20 protein-coding genes are annotated in these 23,734 nt (G+C 65.5%); 5 read left to right on the forward strand and 15 right to left on the reverse strand.

What is annotated here, in order from left to right; genetic code table 11:
• Positions 1-23: 23 nt before the first annotated feature.
• The 4 genes from R9B84_RS32355 to R9B84_RS32370 all read right to left on the reverse strand — a co-directional run bounded on the left by R9B84_RS32355 (position 24) and on the right by R9B84_RS32370 (position 4,025).
• Entirely contained in the window at positions 24-1,043 is a 1,020-nt protein-coding gene (locus R9B84_RS32355; RefSeq protein ID WP_423761502.1) for a hydroxyquinol 1,2-dioxygenase, read from the reverse strand.
• 42 nt (positions 1,044-1,085) lie between these two features.
• Complete coding sequence (locus tag R9B84_RS32360; protein ID WP_423761503.1) at positions 1,086-1,580, reverse strand: hydroxyquinol 1,2-dioxygenase; 495 nt, start codon at positions 1,578-1,580, stop codon at positions 1,086-1,088.
• A 114-nt stretch (positions 1,581-1,694) separates the two neighbouring features.
• Complete coding sequence (locus R9B84_RS32365) at positions 1,695-2,624, reverse strand: LysR substrate-binding domain-containing protein (protein ID WP_423761504.1); 930 nt, start codon at positions 2,622-2,624, stop codon at positions 1,695-1,697.
• 147 nt (positions 2,625-2,771) lie between these two features.
• Entirely contained in the window at positions 2,772-4,025 is a 1,254-nt protein-coding gene (locus tag R9B84_RS32370) for an MFS transporter (RefSeq protein ID WP_423761505.1), read from the reverse strand.
• 499 nt (positions 4,026-4,524) lie between these two features.
• Here R9B84_RS32370 and R9B84_RS32375 point away from each other — a divergent pair, with 499 nt between their 5' ends.
• The gene (locus tag R9B84_RS32375; protein ID WP_423761506.1) at positions 4,525-6,003 is read left to right on the forward strand and encodes an aminotransferase class V-fold PLP-dependent enzyme; all 1,479 of its coding nucleotides are present in this window, start codon (positions 4,525-4,527) and stop codon (positions 6,001-6,003) included.
• A 158-nt stretch (positions 6,004-6,161) separates the two neighbouring features.
• Here R9B84_RS32375 and R9B84_RS32380 read toward each other — a convergent pair whose 3' ends face one another.
• Positions 6,162-6,959 (reverse strand): helix-turn-helix transcriptional regulator, encoded by a 798-nt coding sequence (locus R9B84_RS32380; RefSeq protein WP_423761507.1) that lies wholly within the window; start codon positions 6,957-6,959, stop codon positions 6,162-6,164.
• Between the two features lie 110 nt (positions 6,960-7,069).
• On the opposite strand from R9B84_RS32380, the gene R9B84_RS32385 reads away from it, so the two are divergent.
• Complete coding sequence (locus R9B84_RS32385; protein ID WP_423761508.1) at positions 7,070-8,149, forward strand: alcohol dehydrogenase catalytic domain-containing protein; 1,080 nt, start codon at positions 7,070-7,072, stop codon at positions 8,147-8,149.
• A 269-nt stretch (positions 8,150-8,418) separates the two neighbouring features.
• Positions 8,419-9,951, forward strand: coding sequence for an amino acid permease (locus R9B84_RS32390; RefSeq protein WP_423761509.1), 1,533 nt, complete (start codon positions 8,419-8,421; stop codon positions 9,949-9,951).
• Positions 9,952-10,205: 254 nt separating this feature from the next.
• Here R9B84_RS32390 and R9B84_RS32395 read toward each other — a convergent pair whose 3' ends face one another.
• Positions 10,206-10,475 (reverse strand): DUF4148 domain-containing protein, encoded by a 270-nt coding sequence (locus R9B84_RS32395; protein WP_423761510.1) that lies wholly within the window; start codon positions 10,473-10,475, stop codon positions 10,206-10,208.
• A 570-nt stretch (positions 10,476-11,045) separates the two neighbouring features.
• Between R9B84_RS32395 and R9B84_RS32400 the strand changes: the two genes are divergently transcribed.
• Positions 11,046-12,128 (forward strand): helix-turn-helix transcriptional regulator, encoded by a 1,083-nt coding sequence (locus R9B84_RS32400; RefSeq protein ID WP_423761511.1) that lies wholly within the window; start codon positions 11,046-11,048, stop codon positions 12,126-12,128.
• A gap of 88 nt (positions 12,129-12,216) precedes the next feature.
• Here R9B84_RS32400 and R9B84_RS32405 read toward each other — a convergent pair whose 3' ends face one another.
• Together R9B84_RS32405 and R9B84_RS32410 are read right to left on the reverse strand one after the other, a co-directional pair.
• Positions 12,217-12,996, reverse strand: a complete 780-nt coding sequence (locus R9B84_RS32405; protein ID WP_342310195.1) for a glucose 1-dehydrogenase — start codon at positions 12,994-12,996, stop codon at positions 12,217-12,219.
• Positions 12,997-13,029: 33 nt separating this feature from the next.
• Positions 13,030-14,277, reverse strand: a complete 1,248-nt coding sequence (locus R9B84_RS32410) for a D-arabinono-1,4-lactone oxidase (protein ID WP_423761512.1) — start codon at positions 14,275-14,277, stop codon at positions 13,030-13,032.
• Between the two features lie 299 nt (positions 14,278-14,576).
• Between R9B84_RS32410 and R9B84_RS32415 the strand changes: the two genes are divergently transcribed.
• Complete coding sequence (locus R9B84_RS32415) at positions 14,577-15,533, forward strand: helix-turn-helix domain-containing protein (protein ID WP_423761513.1); 957 nt, start codon at positions 14,577-14,579, stop codon at positions 15,531-15,533.
• 62 nt (positions 15,534-15,595) lie between these two features.
• Here R9B84_RS32415 and R9B84_RS32420 read toward each other — a convergent pair whose 3' ends face one another.
• From R9B84_RS32420 to R9B84_RS32450, 7 genes are all read right to left on the reverse strand, one after another.
• Positions 15,596-15,988 carry a 2-oxoglutarate dehydrogenase gene (locus tag R9B84_RS32420; protein WP_423761514.1) on the reverse strand — a complete coding sequence of 131 codons (393 nt, stop codon included), beginning with the start codon at positions 15,986-15,988 and terminating at the stop codon, positions 15,596-15,598.
• An 82-nt stretch (positions 15,989-16,070) separates the two neighbouring features.
• Entirely contained in the window at positions 16,071-17,921 is a 1,851-nt protein-coding gene (locus tag R9B84_RS32425) for a S10 family serine carboxypeptidase-like protein (protein ID WP_423761515.1), read from the reverse strand.
• Positions 17,922-18,654: 733 nt separating this feature from the next.
• The gene (locus R9B84_RS32430) at positions 18,655-20,466 is read right to left on the reverse strand and encodes an ExeM/NucH family extracellular endonuclease (protein ID WP_423761516.1); all 1,812 of its coding nucleotides are present in this window, start codon (positions 20,464-20,466) and stop codon (positions 18,655-18,657) included.
• Positions 20,467-20,678: 212 nt separating this feature from the next.
• A complete protein-coding gene (locus R9B84_RS32435; RefSeq protein WP_423761517.1) occupies positions 20,679-21,620 on the reverse strand; it encodes a copper resistance D family protein in 942 nt (313 codons plus the stop codon).
• Positions 21,617-21,997 (reverse strand): copper homeostasis periplasmic binding protein CopC, encoded by a 381-nt coding sequence (gene copC / locus R9B84_RS32440; protein ID WP_423761518.1) that lies wholly within the window; start codon positions 21,995-21,997, stop codon positions 21,617-21,619. Before copC ends, R9B84_RS32435 begins: the two co-directional genes overlap by 4 nt.
• Before the next feature lie 14 nt (positions 21,998-22,011).
• Entirely contained in the window at positions 22,012-22,359 is a 348-nt protein-coding gene (locus R9B84_RS32445) for a copper-binding protein (protein WP_423761519.1), read from the reverse strand.
• Positions 22,360-22,437: 78 nt separating this feature from the next.
• On the reverse strand, positions 22,438-23,733 hold the full coding sequence (locus R9B84_RS32450) for a multicopper oxidase family protein (RefSeq protein WP_423761520.1): 1,296 nt from the start codon (positions 23,731-23,733) through the stop codon (positions 22,438-22,440).
• Position 23,734: the final 1 nt, after the last annotated feature.

A 23,734-nucleotide genomic window follows, 5' to 3' on the forward strand; every position in this document is an offset into this window, starting at 1 on the left:
TGAAGCTGAAGCTGAAGCGCTGCTCAGAACGCGATCGGATACGGCGCGAGCTCGCCGCTCTCGTAGCGTTGCGGCAGGTCCGGCGTCGCGTTTTCCCAGACCAGCAGCATCGAACGCTTGGTGGAGTAGCCCTGGTGCCGGATGTCGGCGGGCATCGCGCAGATGTCGCCGGCGCGCATCGTGACGCGTGCCCGCGGTGCGCCGGTGTTCTTGTCGCCGATGTCCCACACGATTTCGTCGGACAGTTGCAGGAACCATTCGACGCGATCGTTGCCGTGGAACACCGGCAGGATGAATTCCTCGGTGGTCGGGCAGAACAGGCTGCGCCCGCACACCGACGTGACCGACGGATTCCACGTCACGTCCGAGCGCGACAGATACTTGAACAGGTTGAACGCGTGCAGTTCGCCTTCGAAGCCCGGCTCGGCATGCACTTCCGGCTCGTCCTGCGCGACGTCGAGAAACGCGCGGTTGACCGGCAGTTCGTCGCGCAGCGGCGAATCGCCTTCGAGGCCCGGCATGCGGCGCGTCGCGATCCGCGTGCGCTCGATCGCCGAACCGTTGTCGCCGTGCTTGCGCCCGAATGCCGTGCCCGTTTCCTCGGGCGCCGCGAACGGATCGAAGCCTTCGTTCGTCCAGTCGTGCAGCATCGCCTTGAAGGTCGCCATGATCGTCGGCGTTTCGAACGTCTCGGTGTAGTCGACCCCGGCGTCTTTCAGGATGCCGTTGAAGGTGCCCGCATACATGTCCACCTTGCCGTAGTGATTGCGCGTGCCGAACACGTGATCGAAATTCACCCAGCCGTAGAAGAAGCCCCACGCCACGTCGCGCATCATCGCGCGCAGGAACGCGTCCGCCGGCATCGCATGCGTGCGGTTCTGGCCTTTCGCGGGCCAGCTGATCTTCACGAAATATTCGTCGCGCTGGAACGCGAACTCGCCGAGCTGGAAGCGGCGGTAGCCGGTAACGGCATCGGCTTCCGTGGCTCGCACCAGATCGGCTGCAAAGCCGGCGGAAGGGTCGAGGGTTTCGAGGGTGGCCATAACGTGTCTCCTGGGATAGTCGAATGTGAGCGGTCGGACGGATCAGTGCAGGCAGATCTCGGCCCACTTCTCGACGGACAGCTCGCCGAGGATGGTCTGCACGAGCGCGACGCCCGGCTTGCCGGCGACGAAGCGGTACGCACAGCCGGCCGGCAGCAGCGCCTGATGTCCCTTGCGCAGGACGACGTACCCCATCTTGCGGCCGACCGGTTGCGCGCCGGCACTGACCGTGCCGCGGCCCGATGCCGGCGGCGTGTCGAGCTTGATGAATTCGATCCGGACTTCGCCGTCCATCTGGATCGTGAACTCGTCATGCGCGCATGCGAACCAGGGCGACTGGCCCTCGGTCCTCAGCACTTCGATCACGTATTCGAGATTCTTGCCGGCGACGACCTTTTCGTAAGGGGCCGACTTCGATGCCACCTCGAAGACGTTCGAGAAGGCGTAGTGCTGGGCGCTGCCGCTGGTGATTTCGATCTCGCCCTTCTTGTAGTTGTCGAGCGAGCCAAAGACGGTGTGGTATGCCGTGTCGGTCATGTCTGTCTCCTGAGTTGAACCGCTTGTTGGATTCCACTCTAGGGGCAACGGACAACAGCAACAAGGCAACGGATGGCGATTACGGCATTTGCGTTTCGCGAATAATCGCGCGGGTCACCGCACCCAGCCACGCTCCAGAAGCGGAAGATCCCACGGGGATTCGTCGCCGATGTATTCGACGAGGAATTCGACCAATGCCTTCACCTTCAGCGCCTGTCGCTGCGTTGCGGGATAAACGGCGGCAAAGCTCAGCGGCGCGAGCTGGTAGTCGGTCAGGATCGGCACCAGCCGGCCCGCGACGAGCGCGTCGCTCGCCACGAGCGTGGGCAGGCAAACGATGCCGCCGCCCGTCAGCGCGTACTCGCGCAGCAGGTGAACGGAGTTCGAGCGAATCATGCCCGGCAGCTCCATTTCGACGACCTCGTCGTCGCGCGTCATCGTCCAGCGGTTGCGCGACGGATAACCCGAATACAGCGCGGTGGTGTGCTGCAGCAAATCGCGCGGATGGTGTGGCGCACCATGCGCTTCCAGGTAAGCGGGTGACGCGCAGAAGAGACGCCTGACGGTGAACAGCCGTCGCTCGATCAGCGACTCCGAAATCGGCGGAAAGATCTGGAACGCGATGTCGAACCCTTCTTCGACAGGGTCCACGACGCGGTCGTTGACGATCACGTCGAGCTGGATGCCCGGGTAGCGTCGATTGAACTCGACCATCGGCGCGCCGAAGTGATCGAGCGCGAAACCGGGCAGCATCTGGATGCGCAGCCGCCCGGTCGGCGTGGCGCGCAGCTCGCGCATCTGGTCCGTCAACTCGTTGACGCGCCCCACCACCTCCGCGCACTCGCGATAGAACGCCTCGCCCACTTCGGACAAGCGCACGTGGCGCGTGCTGCGATGGAACAGCGGCGCATTGACGAACTTCTCGAGCTGCTGGATGCGGTTCGTCACGACCGAACTCGTTACACCAAGCTGCCGCGCGGCCTCGGCGAAGCTGCTCGCCTCCGCGACTCTCACGAATGCCTCGATGCTCAGAAACCGGTCCATACCGCGCCCTTGTTCGACAGCGAAACCGGCAGTCTACCTGCACCGGGCAACGGGCTGTGTCATGCGGAAGGCGTCACTGTGTCGCCGAATCGATGTCAATCGCGGAGCGCACCGACACCGGCGTTCGCCGGTGCGCCCGCTCAGGCATTACCTCGGTTGCTTTCCGGCAGCCAGCTCCGGTTGCACGACCACGCGACGCTGCAGCACGGCAGGCGCGGTTTCCTTCAACAGCATGCTGACCAGGATACCCAGCACGACCGCGCACATCGGCAACCACATAATGTTCTGGATACCGAAGTGTGCTGCGACGTAGCCGCCCATCGCCGGCGCGATGCCGCCGCCGAAGATCTCGCCGACGCCGACTACGACACCGATGGACGTCGACACGAGACCGACAGGCGCAGCCTCGGTCGCGACCGGGCCGGACAGCAGCGACACCAGCCCGAGCGTGAAGAACGATGCGACGAACAGGACCCCGAACAACACGAGCGGCTGCGGGCCGAGGCCGCGGAAGATATAGAGCATCACGGCCGTTCCCGCGAAGCCGACGATACTCGCAAGGCGGCGGCCGACCAGGTCGGAGAGGCCGGGCAACCCGAACTGCCCGAGAAAGCCGCCGAAGCCGATCGCCGACACGACGAGGCCCATCTTCTGCGTGCCGAGCGACAGGTAATCGGTCAGGTACAGCGGCAGCAGCGCGCCGAGCACGAAGACGCCGGTCATCGCACAGCACAGTGCGGCCATCGCGACGAGGATGTTGCGGCTCTTGAGCACATGGCCGAGCGAAGCCGGCGCGTGTTCCGACGCGACCGCCTTCGTGACCTTCGGTTCGCGGATGACGAAGCACATGATCGCGCCGAGGATCAGGCCGGGAATCGCCACCAGCGCAAAGACCCAGCGCCACGACACGAAGCCGAGCAACTGCGTGGCGATGATCGGGGACAGCGCCAGGCCGAACAGCGCGAAGCCGCTTTGCTGCAGGCCGAGGTTCAGGCCGCGCCGCCGCGGATGCGACGCGTCGGCGGTCGCCGCGAAACTCGTCGGGCAGAACGAACCCTCCGCGACGCCCATCAGCCCGCGAATCGCCATCAGCCCGAGCAGGCCGCCCGCGAGCCCCGAAAAACCCGACAACAGCGAGAACGCGATGATGGCGGGAATGAGCACCTTCCTGCGGCCGATCTTGTCCGAGATGCCGCCCATCAGCGCCGCGAACACGCCCCACGACAGACCGAGCACGCCGATGCAGTTGCCGACGTCCTGCGCGGTCAGGTTGAGGTCCTTCATGATCGAAGGGAACAGCGGCGCGATGAGCCAGCGGTCGAGGCCGACCAGCCCGAAGCCGAGCGCCAGCAGCGTCACCGCCTTCCACTCATAGGAGGTATCCCACTCGTTTGCTTTCATTTCCGTCTCCGAGGACTGGCTTGCCTGCGCGCGCCGCAGCGCCTGCGCATGGGCCAGGTCCGATGTTTTTTGTGTGCGACGCGAATCGCGACGAAGTGCCGGCCGCCTTTCCGGTTCGACGCATCGAATCCGGTCAACCGACGCCACAACGATAGGGGCAAGGCTGCGGATCGGGTATGGAACAACCGGCGAACGCGCCATTCGCGAAATGCAAATAATCGGGCGCGGTGGGCGGAAAGTGTCGGCGGGGAAGCATCGAGCGAATCGCCGCAGCGCTGGAATGGCGCTGACGCCTGCGACACGGGGGAATCCCTCATAGACATCGAGGCCGCCGCGAACGGCCCCTCACGGCCCGCAAAGAAACCATTTCCCCCATTCCACTCCAGAAGAAAACGTTATTCCATATCAGGCGGGTTTCCCAAGGAATTTTGGATCCATTTTCCCTCCTGTCCCCCGTATCATTTCTCCCATTCCGAAAGAGAAAGAGCAAGAGAAGGACATGAGCGATACCACCACGCTGCACTACCTCGACTACGCGGCAACGACGCCCGCGGATCCCCGCGTGATCGAAGCGATGACGGCCTGCCTCGGCTTCGACGGCATCTTCGGCAATCCCGCATCGAGCTCGCACGCCGCCGGCCGGCTGGCGCGGGAACAGGTCGAGCACGCCCGCGCGCAGGTCGCCGCGCTGATCGGCGCGGACGCCGACGAGATCGTCTGGACGTCGGGCGCCACCGAATCGAACAACCTCGCGCTGAAGGGCTATGCGGAAGCCGCGACCGACAAACGCCACCTGATCACGAGCCGCCTCGAGCACAAGGCCATTCTCGACACGATGGCGAACCTGTCGAAGCGCGGCATGTCGGTCAGCTTCCTGACGCCCACGCGCGACGGCGAAATCACCGCCGACGCGGTCGCCGCCGCGATCGGCCCCGACACCGGCCTCGTGTCGCTGATGCTCGTGAACAACGAGATCGGCACGCTGACCGACATCGGCGCGATCGCGCGCATCGTGCACGCCGCGGGCGCGCTGCTCCACGTCGACGCCGCGCAGGCGCTCGGCAAGACGCCGATCGACGTGCGTGCGCTCGGCATCGACATGATGTCGATGTCGGCCCACAAGGTGTACGGCCCCAAGGGCATCGGCGCGCTGTTCGTTCGCCGCGACATCGCCGACCGGATCGCTCCGCAGATTCACGGCGGCGGACACGAGCGCGGGTTGCGCTCGGGCACGCTTGCGACGCATCAGATCGTCGGCATGGGCGTCGCGTGCGAACTGGCCGCTGAAAAACTCGACGGCGAAGCCGTGCGGATCGCCGCGCTCGGCGCACGCCTGACGGATGCGCTGTTCGCACTCGGCGACGTCACGCAGAACGCTGCCGCTGCGCGCCGCATCCCGCACACGTTGAGCCTGACGGTGAATGCACCCGGCTTTTTCCCGTTCATGCTCGGCGAGGCGCTCGCCGTGTCGTCGACGTCCGCATGCAACTCGACCAGCGGCGCACCGTCCCACGTGCTGACTGCGATCGGCCTCGATGCAGAGACTGCCGGCCGCACCGTGCGCGTGAGCTTCGGTCGCTTTACGACCGAGCAGGACGTCGATTTCGCCATTGCCTGTTTCCGGAAAGCGATCGAGCAATGCCGCGCAACGGCGTCGAGCGGGTTTTCCGCTTCGCGGCAGATCACGCCGGCCGATCTGAAAGCGATCCGGAATGCGGGCTTCCGCTCGGTCATCTGCAACCGCCCGGACGGCGAAGGCGACGATCAGCCGGCGTTCGATGAAATCGCAGCGGCTGCCCGCGAACTGGGCCTCGAAGCGCGCTACCTGCCGGTCGAGCGCGATCGCATCGGCGACGCGGAGGTCGATGCGTTCGGTGCGTTGGTCGACTCGCTGCAGAAGCCGGTGCTCGCGTATTGCCGAAGCGGGAGCCGCTCGGGAATGTTGTGGAATCGTTTGTCGAGCCGGCGGACGGCTTGAGCCGGAACACTTTCCGGTTTCGCTTCACCGCCCGTATTCGCGTACGAAGCCGCGCTTCGATGTAATGCCGGGCGGTGACGCCGGCCAATCAAGCCTCGGCCGCCCGGCCGACGACTGCCGGCGCATGACCCGCCGGCACGCCTGTCGCTCGCGCGCCGCTATTCGCCGACGCCCCCATCGCCACTCACCGGCGTATAAATCGCCAGCTTCAACGCGGGATCGTCGTTCGCCTGGAACGTCGCGTATTCATAACGCTGCGTGCCACGTTGCGCATGCACGAGCACCTTCTGGCCCGACGCCCCGCTGCGCACGTCGTGCGCATCCCACCATTGCGCAAACGCGTCGCTGCTCGCGCACAGGCGCTCCACCAGCGCAATGAACGCCGGATCGCTCGCATGGAGATCATGGTTCGTGCGAAACAGCGCGATCATGCGGCGCGCTTCGTCGGCCCAACGCTCGGCGAAGAGCCGGCGCGCGTGCGGCTCGACGAACATGTAGACCAGGATGTTGCGGTCTGCTTCCGCAAGCCGATCGAAGCCAAGCAGGTCGGCCGCTGCGGCATTCCACGCGAGGATGTCCCAGCGCCGCCCGGTCACGTACGCAGGCAGGTGAAGATTCGCGACGAGCCGCGCGATGGTGGGCGGCACGCGCTCCGGCACGAACGCACGCGACGTGTCGCGCCGCGCGAGCGCGCGCAGATGGGCGGCCTCGGCCTTGTCCAGCCGCAATGCGCGTGCCAGTGCATCGAGCGTCGCATCCGACGGGCTGACGTCGCGCCCCTGCTCCAGCCGCACATACCAGTCGACGCCGATGCCCGCCAGTTCCGCGACTTCCTCGCGCCGCAGTCCGGGCGTGCGCCGGCGCGGGCCGTCGCGCAGGCCGACGGCATCCGGTCGCAGCTTCTTGCGCCGCGAACGCAGAAAATCGCCGAACGGGGTTCGCGTGGTGGCGGTCATCGGGGTCGCTCCGTGCAGGGTGGTATCGGGCAATCCTGGGCTCATGCCGGGCCTTGTTGCGGATTCTAAGCCTGCCAGAATCGGCGCGTCCCCCACCCTCTGGAAGAGTCATGAAAGCTGCGATTCTGAAGTCGCTCGGCATGCCGCTCGCGATCGAAACGATGCCGGACCCCGTGCTCGGCACCGGCGAGGTCATCGTGGATGTCGTCGCGACGCCGGTGCTGTCCTATGCACAGGAAGTGTTCAGCGGCGAGCGCCAGTATCCGATCGCGTTGCCGATCGTGCCCGGCTGCGGTGCAATCGGCCGTGTCCGGCAAACCGGCCCCGACGCGACGAAGTTGCAGCCGGGCGACTGGGTGTTCTGCGATCCGACCGTGCGCTCGCGCGACGATGCGCTGATGCCCGATATCGTGCTGCAGGGCTGGAGCGCGCGCGGTGAAGGCGGCAAGCAGTTGCAGCGCCATTTCCACGACGGCCCGTTCGCCGAACGACTGCGGGTGCCGACCGAGAACGCGGTGCGCATCGGCGACATCCAGCCAGCCGACGCCGCGCGCTGGTGCGCGCTCAATACGTTGCTCGTGCCGTACGGCGGGCTGCTCGCGTCCGATCTGCGCGCGGGCGAGATCCTGCTCGTCAGCGGCGCGACCGGCAACTTCGGCAGCGCAGGCATCGCGGTGGCACTGGCGATGGGCGCGCGGTGCGTGGTCGCACCCGGCCGCAATGCGCGCGCGCTCGCGGATCTCGAGCGCCGCTTCGGCGAACGCGTGCGCACCGTCGCGCTGACCGGCGACGAAACCACGGATCGCGCACGCATGCAGCAGGCGGCGCCGGGGCCGATCGACAGCGTGATCGACCTGATGCCGCCGTCGGTGCCCGCGACGACGGTACGCGCTGGGGTGATGGCGGTGCGCCCGTACGGGCGCGTGGTGCTGATGGGCGGCGTCGGCATGCTCGGCGGCGCGGGGCTCGAGCTGCCGTATCCGTGGATCATGCGCAACGACATCACGCTGCGCGGCAAGTGGATGTACCCGACGGAAGCCGTGACGTTGATGGTGGGGCTTATCCGCGGCGGGCTGCTCGACCTCGGGCACTTCGACGCGACGGTCTTCGCGCTCGACGATGCGAACGACGCGGTCGCGCATGCGGCGGCAAACGGCGGGCCGTTCAGGATGACCGTGATCGCGCCGTAGCACGTCTATCCGGCATCGCACCGGATCGGCCTGCCCATGACGCCGCACCACGCCCCCAAACAGTGCACGCATCCGGATTTTCACTACATTGCCGAAATCCGATATTGACCGGAAATTTGGTTTCATACCGTTCACGCATCGGACCGGAACGCGATTGCCGTTCAACCGCGGCGTCGCGTGCCGCCGACGAATTCCAGGAGCGGGCCGTCACACGAGGCCCGGGCGGCGATGACAGTCCTGCCACGCAGGACATTCGTGACGGAGCGAACATGGATTCAAAACTCGCGCCTGATTCAGGCACCGACAGTGACGTAAGCCTCCTGCACAAGATGGGTTATGCGCAGGAACTGTCGAGACGGATGAGCGGTTTCTCGAACTTCGCCGTGTCGTTTTCGGTGATCTGCATCCTGTCGGGCGGCATTACCGCGTTTCAGCTCGCGTTTTCCGCCACCGGCGGCGCGTCGATCGGCCTGGGCTGGCCGTTGGGTTCGCTGTTCGCGTTGATCGTCGCCGTGTCGATGTCGCAGATCGCGTCCGCGTTCCCGACGGCGGGCGGCCTCTATCACTGGGGCGCCATCCTCGGCGGGAAGAAGTGGGGGTGGATGACGGCGTGGCTCAACCTGATCGGCCTCGTCTTCGTGATCGCCGCGATCAACTTCGGCACCTACGATCCGTTCTTCAAGACGCTGATCGCACCGATGTTCGGCGTCAGTCCGGACAGCTTGACCTGGTGGCATCAAACGGCGTTCATCGCATTCATCACGATCTCGCAGGCGATCCTGAACGCACGCGGCATCAGGATCGCAAGCAAGATCACCGACCTGTCGGGCTATCTGATCTTCGTGGTGACGATCGCGCTGGTCGTTTCGCTGCTCTACTACTCGCCTGTCGCATTCGATGCGCATCGGCTGGTCACCTTCACCAATTTCACCGGTGTCGACGGCGGTGCGTGGCCGAAGCAGGCCACGCCGCTCGCGTTCCTGTCCGGCCTGCTGCTGGTGACCTACACCATCACCGGCTTCGACGCGTCCGCGCATACGTCGGAAGAGACGCACGACGCGGCCAAGAACGTGCCGCGCGGCATCATCGGGTCGGTGTTCTGGTCCGCGATCTTCGGCTACGTGATGGTGTGCGCGTTCGTGCTGGTGATGCCCGACCTGACTGCCAGCATGAAACAGGGCACCGGCTTTTTCGAAGCGATACTCGCGCCGATTCCGAAGACCTTGCGTGTCTGTCTCGAACTCGCGATGTTCTTCATCAACTACGTGTGCGGGCTCGCCGCGATCATGTCGACGTCGCGGATGGTGTATGCGTTCGCGCGCGATGGCGGGCTGCCGGCGTCGAAGCTGCTGCGCAGCGTGAATCACACGCACCGGACGCCCGGCCCCGCGATCTGGACGTGTGCGGTGCTCGCGATCGTCGTCACGCTGTACGGCGATGCGTTCTCGGTGCTGAGTGCCGGAAGCGCCGTATTCCTGTTCATCTCGTATGCGATGCCTATCGGCTCGGGGATGCTGGCCGAAGGCCGCACGTGGACCGAAAAAGGTCCGTTCCAACTGGGCATCTGGTCCAAACCATGTGCGTTGCTCGCGCTGGTCGGCGCCTGTGTGCTCGCGTATGTCGGCATCCAGCCGCCGAATGAAAAGGTGCTCTACGTGCTCGTCGGTTTCGTGGTGGTGCTCATGGTGATCTGGTACGGCTTCGGGGTGCGCAACACCTTCGCGGGGCCGCCGGTGCTGAAGGACACGCGGAACCTCGAGCGCATCCGCGAACTCGAGGCGAACGTCGATCCGTCCGTCTGAAGCGCCGTTGAAAAGGGCTGAAATCGCCGACTCGCCGGTGTGATACCGCGAGTCGGTTTTTTTTCGACATCGATGCGGAACGACCTTGATCCGGCAATCCAACCCTTCGGGCCGTTGAACACTCGCCTGATGGTCATGCCCGCGATCTTCGCAAGGATTGCGCTGCCGGTCGCAACAGTCTTCGCGTACAACCGGCGCACCGACCACGCGGCCGCCGATGATCCGGGCGGCCGCGCCGGTTCGTCACGCCGCCCCTATTCCCCGCCGCCGTAGAACTGATTCATCCGATCGAGCTCGCCCGACTTCTGCGCGCGAATCAGTTCCTGCTTCACCTGAGCGCGCGTGATCGCCGCGGGGCCGCCCGCCTGCGACCCGGCACTGGGCATGGAGCCCACTGCGGTGGCGCTGATCGCTGCATCCGAGGGCGTGCCGGGGCTCTGGTCGGCTCCGCCGTCCGCCCGGGCAAGCCCGGCCGCACCCAACACGCAAACGGCAGCCAGTGCCGCCTTGTACATCGTCTTCATCGTGGCACCTCATATGAAAAAACATTGCGACTCATCCAGCGGGGACGGAGCCGATGTCCGGACGTCCGCGCGATTCGACGCACCTCGCCGATGCGACAACATCGGCCGCAACGGCATGCACCGCGCCTCGCGAATCGCGAGCATTCTGCTGCGTCATGCCCGTCATCGGCCGGCTTCGCACGTTCGAGGTTCCATCGAGCGACCTTCGCGTCCTCCTGTGACATCCCCCGGACCAGCGCATTCGAATGCGAATGTGCAATATTGCCTCGCAGCAGCCTGGCGCATGCTCTTGTCTACGCGTCGTGCCGCAACGCGAATCGAACGTTCCTGCGGCGCGCGCCCGCGATCGGGCGCATCTTGCGCTTCGAGCCACCGCGCATCGGGCGGGGCGATCAGCAGGAATGGATTAATGATAGAAATCGGCCGGCCGGTTTAACGCCCCCTGACGAGGGGGCAATTGTGGAATTCGTCGATTCGCCGACCTAAACTGGACACCGTATGCGCAAGGTGCACGCGGCCCGCGTTGCGACGCATTCGCGTGCAAGCCCGTCGTAGCTCAAGGGGCGCACCATGTCCGACAAGTATGTCGCGCTAGCGGGCCACATCCGGCGACTATGTTCGTTCGGCATCGAACCGCGCCTCGTCATTCCTCATGTGGTTGAAGCGACGCGGCGCATCGTGTGCGCCGACTGGGGCATGTTCTTCTACGCCGACGAGCACTACGCCGTATCGGACGTATACAGCGAAAACGGCACCGTCTATCAAGTCCTGCCCACCTACTTTGCCGAAGTCCACGACACAGAAAAACAGGAAGTGCTCGGCGTCACGTTCTCGGATGCGATGCGCCGCGGCCGCGGATTCGAAAACAGCGCCCGTTACGACGCCGCGCTGCTGAAGAGCGCCATGTATGCGGAGCTGTGGCAGCCGGTCGGCATGCGGCATTGTCTCGAGCTGACGGCGACCGACGGCACCCGTGGCTGGGGAAGCCTGAAATTGTGCCGCGCGCCCGGCGGTCGCCCGTTCTCGGAAAAGAATCATCGGGACATCGCGCCCTTCGCGCGACATATCGCGCATGCGCTTTCGTGCCCGATACATCAGCCGCTGTGCGAAGCGGAAGGCAGCCAGTCGGCGATCATGGTCATCGACAACACCGGGAAGCTCTTGCTGCAGAGCGAGGACAGCACCAGAATGCTGGCGCTCGCATCCGGCGAACCGCTTGCGTTCTATCGTCGCGACTGCTTTCCGAACTGGCTTGCGCCGCTGCTGACGAACGTCAATCGCATCTGGTGCGGCCTCCCGGTGGCACCCGCGACGATGGAACGCCGCAATGCGGCGGGCCGCTTCCGATTCAAGGCGTATCGCTTTGCGCACGCGAGCGCGATGCACTGCGAACAGGCGATCGTGATCTACATCGAGCATTTCCTCCCGCACGAACTGGAGATCGAGCGACTCGGCTTCGAGTTCGGCCTGACGGAACGACAACGGCAGCTCTGTTCGCTACTCGTCCTCGGCCACTCGCAAACCGCGATCGCACGCGGCCTCGCGCTGCGCGACAGCACCGTCGTCGATCATGTGCGAAAGATCTATCGCAAGCTCAACGTCCACAACCACGACGAATTGCGCAGCGTCTTTCGCGTTGGCCGGCACGATTAGCATCGCGTGGCGTGTCGCGTCGAAAGCGCGGTCGCCACCGGACGGCACGGCAACTTCGCTCGCCCCGATATCGCCCGGCATCATCGAATCAGACGGCGGAAAAACAGTTGTCGACGAACAGATGGGTGCCGTTGACGAAACTCGACTCGTCGGACGCGAGGAACAGCGCGGCCGCCGCGACCTCCGACGGCTCGCACAACCGGCCCTGCTGAATCGCGATCGCCGCTTCGGTCGCGTCGACGCCCATCGCTTGAAGGTCCTTGAGTTCGCGCATCCCGTGCGGCGTGCGGATGAACCCCGGCGCCAGCGCGTTGCAACGAATCCCGCGGTCGCGGTACTCGACCGCGATGGCCCGCGCGAACATGTGGCACGCTCCCTTGGTCGCGTCGTACAGCACTTCGCCCGGCGTCGCGCAGACCGCGGAAATCGACGACGTACACACGATGCTGCCACGCCCCTTCTCGAGCATCTGCGGCAGCACCGCCTTCGTCATCAGGAACATGCTCTTGACGTTCACGCCCATCAGCCAGTCCCATTCCGATTCTTCGATGTCGAGGAACGGTTTGACGATCAGCGTCCCGGCGTGATTGAACAGGATGTCCGCATTGCCGTACTGCTCCCGCGCCGCATCGACGGCGCGCTGAACCTCCGCCTGTTTCGACACGTCGGCGCCGAGGCCGATCGCCTGCAGGCCGGCATCGCGCAGCCTGGACGCGAGCGCTTCGGCGGCGTCACCGTCCCGGTCGACGATCGCAACCTTCGCGCCCTGCGCGGCGAACAGTTCGGACGCAGCCGCGCCGCATCCGCCAGCGCCGCCGCTCACGATGGCGACCTTGCCGGCCAGGCGGCCGTCAATCTTGACATTCATGCTTCGTTCTCCTGTCTGGTTCGATCGGCGCGCTCAACTGAACAGCGTCCGAAGATGATCGTTGAGGAAGTAGCCTTCGGGGTCCACACTGCGGCGCAGTGCGCGGAATGCTTCCGCCTTGGGAAACCAGCGGTCCACGTCTTCGCGGTTCGTGAAGTGCAGCTTGCCCCAGTGCGGACGCGAGTCGTAGTCACGCAGGATGTCGTCGACGTCTTTCAGGAACGGCCAGTAGTCGACGCCGTTCGGGCCGCCCGAGCATGAAATGGTGACGCTGTCCTGGTGATTGAACGGGCTGATCCACGCCGGGTCGCCTTTCGTGAAGCGGTACTCGACCGGGAAAATGCAGTCGCGGTGTTTCGTGAGAATGAGATCGCGGACGCGGCGCAGCGCTTCCTTTCCGTGTCGCGCGGGCACCGCGTACTCGAGCTCGTGGAAGTTCGGCACGTAGTGGATCGCATACACCTCGGAGCTGTATGCGATCTTCTCGTGCTCGCCTTCATGGAACGTGCGCTCGGCGGTGACATCCATCACCTTGATCTCGCACACGTCGTAGTCTTTCTTCGAGTTCGACACTTTGGTGGTGTCGGGCAGACAGTACAGGTGGCGGCTTTCGGACGTCGGACACCAGAAGAAGCCGAAATGCCGATGCTGCGCCGCCAGGTCGTCGTATTGCTCCATCAACGCTTCGAAGTCCTCGCGCCAAACGCGGTCGTGCAGCCAGAACGCGTCGGTCACCTGCAGCGTCATTTCCGAGACCACGCCGAACATGCCGATATTCACCTGCGTCGCATGGAGCAGGTCGAGGTCCTTCCGGTCGCTCACTTCCATGATCGAGCCGTCCGGACGCACAATGCGCATCCCGACGACCTGCGACGACAGGTTGCTCAGCGTCGTCCCCGTGCCGTGCGTGCCGGTGGCGAACGCGCCGGCAATCGCCTGCGAATCGATGTCGCCCTGGTTGACGAGCGACAGGCCGATGTCCTTCAGGTGACGCGTCACCGCATTGAGCTTGGTGCCGGCCTTCACCGTCACGCGCTTGCGCGCTTCATCGACATCGACGATGCCCTGGTAGTCCTGCAGCGACAGCAGCAGGCCGCTCGTCGCCACGACCGGCGTGAACGAGTGCCCCGACCCCGCGCAGCGGACGTGCTTGCCCTGGTGTGTCGCGGTGCGCACCAGTTCCGCGATCTCGGCCTCGCTGGTCGGCGACGCCAGGTGCGCGGCCACGCACGACTGATTGCCCACCCAGTTTCTCCAGAATCCGCCACGGGGAAGTTCCATCAACGTCTCTCCAGACAGGCACCGCGGTGCGTTGCGGGGATGGCTCGGCGGGTTGGCGGTTGGCGGCTGGCCGCCCCGCCGCCTCGCCGAACCGCTCGGTGAACTGCGTCGCATTCATGCCAAAGGTAGGGTGCCGAAACGCTTTTCACTATCGGATTTCGGCAAGCGAGGGTTTCCACGAAGCGGCGCTTTTTGACCGGCTCATCAAGCGGCTACAATGATTCGACCCGGCCCGCCCCTTCCCGCCCCCGATGACGCCGTCTGCCCACCCGAGCGATTTCTCTGGCGCCCCGTTGTTCGTGCGAACAGTTGCTTTCTGCGCGTTCACCGACGTGGAGGAACAGGCGCGGTCGTTCGAAGGCTGGAACCTGAATTACACGCAGATCTCGGGCGGCCTGTTTCATGGCTCGTCGTCGATCGTGTCGCTGGGCGGCATCAAGCTGCTGGTCGAGGACCTCGACAAGGTCATCCTGCAGCGGGGCGCGGTGCCGCCGGACCGGATCGCCGTGGCCGTGCCGCTGGAACTGGAAGGGCATGCGCGCATGTGCGGCGAGAAGAGCGGGCGCGACAGCCTGCACGTGTTCTCGAGCCTGCCGGAATTCGAGTTCTACTCGCCCGACCGGCACGTGCTCGTGAATGTCGAAATCGAGCCCGACAAGCTGTCGACGCAGGCGATGCGCACGGTCGCCGCGTCCCTGCGCGCGCGCACGCTCGCACCGCTGATCCCGATGCCCACCTACGTCGCGGATAATCTTCGCGACCTGCTGCGCCGGACGCTGGCCGCCGCGGCGAAAAGCACCTCCGTCGAAGACGTGACGACACAGGACCGGATCGAACTGCTGGAGCGCACTGTCCTGTACGCGATCTCGGAAGTATTGACGGCGGCCGCGCCGGAGGCCGGCACGCAGGCCGCGCGCCCGACGAAGTACTGGTCGCTGGTCAACGCCGTGCAGGAGCGGCTTCAGGACGCATCGACCTGCCCGCTGTCGATCGCCGAACTGTGCGTGCAACTCGGCATCAGCCGGCGCACCGCGCAGTATGCGTTCCACGACGCGCTCAACCTGAACCCCATTGCGTATCTGCGGGCCGTTCGACTGAATCACGCGCGTCGCGAGCTTCGGCTCGGCGAATCCGTGACGTCTGCCGCAACCAAATGGGGCTTCTGGCACCTGAGCAGTTTCGCGCAAGACTATCGCGCGATGTTCGGCGAGTTGCCGTCCGCCACGGCCAGGCGTTACGCGCGCCACGCAACCTGAACGCGTGGCGCGGTTCGGCGGCCGGTGCCGACCTCGCACCGGCCGCCGCCCTGCCCGCACCATCACTCGTCCTGCTGTTCCTGCTGCGCCTGCACCTGCCGCTGCTGGATGAACTGCCGCACATCGCTCATCGTCACGCGGCCCGTGTGCTTCGCATCGATCTCGTCGAAGTGCTTCGACACGAAACCGAGCCCGCTGCTCTGCGCCTGCGCCTTCGTCACGGCCGCGCCGTTGCTCAGCACCGTATTGGCGCCGAGCCTCGCGTCGACACGCCGCTGCGCCTGCTGCTGCAGCGTCGCGCCAGTCGACGGCAACACCGGCGCCGCACGCGTGGCAGGAAAGAACGGACCGTCGACACCGCGCCCGCCATGCGGCAGCTTCACCGGCGCCACCGCCTGCGGCGGCAATGCGTAGGCGCTGCTCACCACGGCACCGAGGACGATCAACGCAGGCATACGCCGAATCAATTTGATTAGGGACATGATCACTCGCATTCAATGGATGAATAGAGGGTTCCTTTGACAAGGAGTCCGTCGCTCAAGGGGCCGCCGCCAGCGTCGTCGCGGCCGTCGCGCCCGGGACGCTGCCGGTCGGCACGCTGGGCGGGTTCTCGTCCGGCCACGGCGGCGGAAGCGTATGCAGCGTCAGCGCCGTCGGAATCCGCGCGCCCTTGTAGAACGTCTTCAGGTCCCGCTTCATCTGCGGACGGGCGACATCGTCCAGATACGTCATGTGACCGCCCTGGAAGAAGTTCACCTGCAGCTTCGGATTCAGGCCCTTCACCGTCTGCAGCCGCGCGAGTTGCTTCTCGGTGTTGAAGAACGGCGTCGCGAGATCGTGGAAGCCATTCTCCGCGAGCACGCGAAGCTTCGGGTTGAGCTGCAGCGCACCGAGCAGATCGGGGATCGTGTCGGGCATCGGCTGGCCGTCGTGCGTGAAGTCCCATACGCCGATGATGTTGTCGTTCAGCGGCAGGTAGGTCGCGTTCGGCGCGGTGTAGCCGAGGTAGTCCGGCATCTGCGTCGCGAGCGCGTTAGTGAACGGCTGCGAGATCAGGATGTCGGACGGGTCGCCGTCGTTCTGCAGCCGCGGATCGGAGTTCGGCAACGACACGCGTCCGTCATACCGGCCGACCGTCGTTCCGGGCAGCAGGCTCGTGCCGAACGGGTTCGCGTTGAAGTAGCCGCGCAGCGCCTGTTGCGTCAGGCTCGACGGGATCGACCACAGCTGGAGCGTCGCATCGCTCGGGAACACCGGCGTGCCGAGCGCATCCGGAATGCCGAGCTGGCTCAACACCCACGACTGCGAGTACTTCTGCAGCTGGTTGTAGATCAGCGTCGTGAACAGTTCCGTCTGCAGTGCGTACAAAGCCTGGTTCACCGGCGCCGGCGATACCTGGTTGAAGTACGCCGCGACCGCCGCATAACCGGGCAGATAACCGGCCACGGTATCGGTTTCGAGCAGCAGCCCTTCCGTCGACTGCGTGATCGCCACCGCTTCCACCGCATCCGCGAAGTAGTTCAGGATCGCCGACTGCAGCACGATGCCCGTCAGGTGCACGCCGGCCGATTCGAGCGCGAGCGCCAGCATGTCGGTGCGCGGCGTGCCGTACGATTCGCCGTACAGGTAGATCGGCGACGTGCTGCGGCTGTTGACGTTCAGGTAGCGCTGGATGAAGTCGCGCATGATGTTCACGTCCGCGTCGGAACCCCAGTACTTCTGGTTGGTGTTCGGCAACACGGCTTCCGACAGGCCGGTTCCCGGCGGGTCGATGAACACGAGGTCGGTGGTGTCGATCAGGCTTTCCGCGTTGTCGACGAGCGGATAGTTCGGCCAGTTGCTGCCGAACAGCGGATCGGGCGTGGCGACGCGGGTCGGCGCGAACGAGCCGAGGCGCAACCAGATCGACGACGAGCCGGGGCCGCCGTTATACACGAACGTGACGGGGCGCGGCTTGCCGTTCGTGCTCGGCGCGGTGTACGCGACATACGACATCGACGCTTCCGCATTGCCGTTCGCGTCCTGCGCGGTCAGGTGGCCGGTGGTGGTCGTGTAGTTGATGGCCGTGCCGCCGGACTTCCACTGGTAATGCATGACCGCCGCTTTCTCGGACACCTGCGCGGCGGCGAGGCCGTCGGTCGCATTCATCGAATACGCGACCTGGTCGACGTAAGGCTGGTTGGCTGCCGGCGTCTGGCTGCCGGCCGATTGTTGCGCGCTGGCCTGCTGGCTGGCCGTCGCCTGCGCGAGGCTCGACGCGCCGACGGACGACGAATCGTCGCCGCCGCATGCCGCGAGCGCCAGTGTCATGGCGGTCAATGCACCTAGCCCGGCCAACCGGCCGTGACGGCCACGGCGGCTGCCGGTACAGCTCCTGTCTGGTTTCATCTCTGCCCTTTGATTTGGTTCGGATACCGCTTCACAAAGGCCGCCTTCGCCGGCGAGACGCGCAGCAACACCCGCCACTCGCGCATAAGGCGGTTGGGATCGGACTGCTTCAAGAGACTGAACGTGATACAGACACAGCAAACTGCTGGCGAGAATCGTGCTTGAACCGCCCCCTGCAGTTTGGACTTCTTTTCTGATTACCGAAATTTACGACAACGACAAAATAGGCGGTGCTGCGCCGCGTTGTCAAAGATCATTCCGATATTAAAAATCCCGTAATGATGCGAACGGCGGTCGGTGTCTGGCATTTGAAAGAAAACGGGATTATTCGTGCAAGGTGCGCTTTATCGGCAATGTTTCGCCGAATATTTTACTTTTCACGCACAGCGCAGAAGCCTTTGCTGTATGGATGCGGCGCCTTGAAAGCCTTCAGATCGACAGGATTTTTCTTTCATTTTTATTATTGGCAATCGATTAAGGCAGCGTCACGGCATGCATATGTGATTCGATGATTCGATTCACTTCTACCGTTCTTTAATCCCGAGGGCTTATACACACCTCGCCATCCACAAAATACCGATATCGCTAATTTTCATCGGCCGCAGTGGAATTATTTACCCGATATCCGACCGGATTTTCCGCAGTGCGAGCGGCGTACGATACACACGCCGCCGCCCGCGTGACGACGTGCGGCAGTGCCGCACGTCGTCCGTCACAAACACTCAGCCCGCAATCAACGCCCGCCGCCCGGCAGCGCGATATCGATCAGCACCGGATCGTGATCCGACGAACGATATGCATCCGGCGCGTAGAACGTCTTCTGCTGTTCCGTCGACTTGTACGCGAGCGTGTACTGCAGCGCGAGCGGCTCGTCCGCGTTGATGTGCCATTCGTGCACGGCCTTCACGTGCGACGCGAGCGGCAGCGTCGCAAGCGCGTGATCGAGATAGCCGGCTTCGCCGTTGTACACGTAGCTGTACGCGTTCGCGCCGATCCAGCGCGCGACGAGGTTGCGGTAGCCGCGCGATTCGAGCGCACGGATCGGGTCTTCATACGTGTAGCTGTTGAAGTCGCCGATCAGCAGCACGCCCTGGCCCGCGACACCCGTCGGCGTGCCGGCGAGCCAGTCGGCCAGCTTCGCCGCCGCACGCGTGCGCGTCGGGTTCCAGCAGCCCTGGCCGTCGCCCTGGTCGAGATCGTCGTTCGCGGCGTCCGGGCAGTTCTTCGACTTCAGGTGGTTCACCGCGATCGTCAGCGCCTGCCTGCCGCCGATGCGGCGGAACGACTGCGCGAGCGGCTGGCGGTTCTTGTCGTCGATTGCGAGCGTGGCCGAGCGGCCGACCGGTTCGACCTTGCGGCTGTCGTAGATCATCGCAACCGCGATCGCATCGCCGCCGAGGCGCGACGTGCCCGGATCGACGACGCGCCAGTCGTTGCCGAGCTTTGCGGCAAGCTGGCGCACCGCGCTCAGTTCGCCATAGCCGTTGTTCTGGACTTCCATCAGGCCGATCACGTCGGCGTCGAGCGCCTTCAGCGCGCTGACGATCTTCGCTTCCTGGCGCTGGAATTCCGCATAGTTCTTCGCGCCGCGGTTGTTCGGATCGTCGAAGCCGCCGCCGAGACCGTTGCCGTTGAAGTAGTTGAGGACGTTGAACGACGCGACGCGCAGGTTCGATTTCGGATCGCGCGCGGGCGCGTGGGTGCGCGGGTTCGTGCGCGCGTCGAATGCCGGCACGGCCGCGCCGGGCAGCGGCTGCACGCGCCAGGCGCCGTAACGCACTTCGAGCACGCCTTCGACGTCGCGCACCGTGTAGCCCGCGCGCAGCGTGTTCGCGGCCGACAGGCCCGGTGCCGGATACGGCACGGTCGCGGGGTTCTGCTTGTTCGAACCGTCATCGAGGACCAGGCGGTTGCGCGCGTTCGCGTCGATCTGCGTCTGCGCCTGGGCGGGCGGCACGACGCTCGTCGGCGTGCGCAGGCGGCCGTTGCTGAGCAACACGCTGCCGTAACGGCCGAGCTCGTAGTTGTCGGTGACGTTCAGCGTCTGCGGCAGGCGCACGCGCATCCCTTCATACGCGGCGAACGCGTTCGGGCTGTCGACCGGCAGCGTGAGCGTCGCGGGCGTGACGGCCAGGCCGTTCGCGCACACCGCGATCGCGCCCGACTGCGTGAGCTGCGTCTGCCCGTATTTCTCCTCGACCTTGCCCGTCACGTGCACGAGATCGCCGGCCTTCGCGCGCACTTTCGGCGCATAGACGAACAGGCCTTCGGACACGCCCGGCTGGTTGCGGCGCTGCGCGTCGGCCTGCTGGACGAAGAAGCCGCCGAAGCCGTCCGTGCCGCCGAAATCGGCGGTGACGACGGCTTCGATCGACACGTTCTGGCCGGCGAGCGGCGACGGCGCGCCCGGCCCCTGGATATCGGCAATGGGCGTCGCGCTGCCGCCGCAGTTCGCGCTGACGGGCGCGGCGGTGGCGGCGATCGCCGGGCCAGCGAGCGTGGGCAGAAGCAATAGCGGGGCAAACAGGCGGATTGTCGAGCGCATGACGGGGAATCCCGGTTGTGAGGGTGGCGAAAGCTTAGCGGCGCTCGATGACAGTTTTTGGTAATAGACAGACAGCAAGATGTAATTACCGGTATCGCTCTGCGATCGCAACCGGCCGCACGATCACGCGTGAAAAACGGGGAATCGTCTGACAAAAATCCGTCGTGCCCGCGACGATTCCCCTGCGTGACTTTCAGCACCGCACCGCTGCGCTAAACCGTCCCCGGCAGCGCACTCGACACGAGCACGGCCGCCACCATCAGCACGCCGCCCAGCACGACCGCCTCGATCCGCAACACCGCGCCGAACCGTCGCAACGGGCCGGACGGCATCGTGGCGGCCGGGTCCTTCAACGCGGCCAGCAGCTTCGGCATCCCGAAGAACCGGTTGTGTCCGCCGAGCGCCGCCGCGGTCAACACGAGCGCGAGCTTCAGCAGCAGGATCTGCCCGTATGTCGATGCAAGCAGGTTGGCGGGCGTATCGACGCCGCGCCAACCGTTGTACGCGCCGGTCGCGAACAGCACGATCAGCGCAACCGTCGACGCATCGGAAAGCGACTGCACGAACGACGCACCGGTCACGCGTTCGCTCGCCGGCATGCCGGCAAGACGTGGCATCACGCCGAACGCCGTCACGAGCACGAGCCCGACCCACGCGCTGATCGCGAGCAGATGCAGCCAGTCGACCCATACCGGCACGCTGAACAGCCCCGCGTCGACCGGATGCCCGCCGTTGCTGCGCGCAAGCGCGACGCATGCGAGCGCGGCCCACATCGCGAACGGAAAGCGTGTGTCGTTCGCATGCCTGATGAATGACAGCAGCACGATGACGACCATGAACGCGGCACCGGCCAGCCACGCGTGGCCGAAGCCGGTGCCCACGAGCATCGCGCGGACGGACGGCCCGGCTTCGAGCATCGACACCTCGCTCATCAGCGCACAGTGCGCCCAGAACGCGGTGATGCTCGCGAGCAGCGACACGACGGACGCGATGCGCAGCGTCGCGACGAGACGCCGCCCGATGCCGTGCTGCCATGCCGACGCGCCGCGCGCGAGCCAGTGACTGCCGAGCAGCGCGCCGACGATTACGGCGAACCCGGCGTTCTGGATCGCCACCGATACGAGCCGCAGCAGGCCGACGAAGCCCTCGTTCACCCTTTCACCTTGAACGTATAGGTGCCTTTGGTCCGATGCGCGTCGGCCGTCATCGCCGCCCACTGCACCGTGTACGCGCCCGGCGCGAGCTTCGGCATCGCGACGGTCATCACGCGCGGATTCGACGCATCGACCTTCGCTTTTTCCTGCGTGACGGCGTTGCCGTTCGCGTCCGACACCTTCACCGAACTGAACGTCGGTTCGAGGTCTTCGTTGAACGTAAGGCGCAACGTGTCGGGCGCCGTGTCGACCGTGCTGCCTGTCGCCGGCGCAGCGCTTTCCAGCTTGCCGTGCGCCGATGCCGCGACCGGCGCGACCGCGACGATCGCGCCGGTCGCGGCGAAGGCGGCCAGCCGCCTGAGAGTCGTGATCTTCATGTGCATGCCCGGCGTCACAGCTTCTTCAGCTCGACGACGGTCAGCGCGCCGCCCACGTCCTCGGCGACGAAGTCGATCTTGTCGCCCGCCTTCACCTGCGACAGCATCGCCGGGTCCTTCACCTTGAACACCATCGTCATCGCGTCCATTCCGAGGTTGTCCAGCGGGCCGTGCTTGATCGTCAGCCTGCCAGCGGCCGTGTCGACCTTGCGGATCTCGCCGTGCGACATGCGCTGCTTCGCGTCGGCGCCCTGCTTCGCGCCGCCGCTCATGTCCATGCCGGCCATGTCGCCGGCTGCGTACGACGCGGCGGAAAACGCCAGCGCGCAACCCGTTGCAATCGAAACCAGTCCTTTCTTCATCGTGCTTACTCCTGAGTGAATGAATTGAATCCGGCGGCCTTATCGGCACGGCCGCCGCCTGCTGCCGCCTGCCGCTGCTCAGCCGTCCGGCAGTTCGCCGGTGTACTCGTACGCGACGGTGCCCTTCGGATGCCGGAACCAGCCCGGATCGCGATAGTCGTTGCGGCCGAGCCCCTGCCGCACCTTGCAGACCGTGAACATGCCGCCCATCTCCAGCGGCCCGAACGGGCCCGTGCCCGTCATCATCGGCAGCGTGTTGTCGGGCAGCGGCATCTCCATGCTGCCCATCGCGCCGCCCGTGCTGCCCATCGCCATGTAGTCCGGCACGAGCTTGCCGATCTTTTTCGCGAGATCCTTCTGCGGCACGCCGATCAGGTTCGGCACCTGGTGGCCCATCGCATTCATCGTGTGATGCGACTTGTGGCAATGGAATGCCCAGTCGCCCGGGCGATCGGCGGTGAACTCGATCGCGCGCATCTGGCCCACCGCGACATCGGCCGTCACTTCCGGCCAGCGCGCCGCCGGCGGGATCCAGCCGCCGTCGGTGCCGGCGACCTCGAAGCTGTAGCCGTGCAGGTGGATCGGATGGTTCGTCATCGTCAGGTTGCCGAAACGAATCCGCACGCGGTCGCCCGCGCGCACCGGCAGCGGATCGATGCCCGGGAACACGCGCGAGTTGAAGGTCCACATGTTGAAGTCCGTCATCTCGTTCACGCGCGGCGTGTAGCTGCCCGGATCGATGTCGTACGCGGCGAGCAGGAACACGAAGTCGCGATCGACCGGCATCGTGCCGCGATCCTTCGGGTGCACGATGAACATGCCCATCATCCCCATCGCCATCTGCACCATCTCGTCGCCGTGCGGGTGATACATGAACGTGCCGTGCGACTCGAGCTGGAACTCGTAGACGAAGGTCTTGCCGGGCGGGATATGCGGCTGCGTGAGGCCGCCGACGCCGTCCATCCCGTTCGGCAGCCGCAGCCCGTGCCAGTGGATCGTCGTGTGCTCGGGCAGCCGGTTGGTCACGAAGATGCGGACCTTGTCGCCTTCGACGGCCTCGATCGTCGGGCCCGGCGACTGGCCGTTATAGCCCCACAGGTTCGCGTTCATGCCGGGCGCCATCTCGCGCACGACGGGCTCGGCCGTCAGGTGGAATTCCTTCCAGCCGTTCTTCATCCGCCACGGCAGCGTCCAGCCGTTCAGCGTCGCGACCGGCGTGTACGGACGGCCGTTGGGCGGCACGAGCGGCGGCTGCGTGGCGGTTTTCGCCATCGTGGGCGCTTCGGGCAGCGACGCGGCGCCGGCCTTGCTGACCATCGCGGCGCCCAGCAGCGCGGCGCCCGAGCCGCTGAGAAATTGTCGACGGGACACCATG

It is taken from the genome of Burkholderia sp. NLJ2 (assembly GCF_049487195.1).
In the GTDB taxonomy this organism is placed as follows: Bacteria; Pseudomonadota; Gammaproteobacteria; order Burkholderiales; family Burkholderiaceae; genus Burkholderia; species Burkholderia pyrrocinia.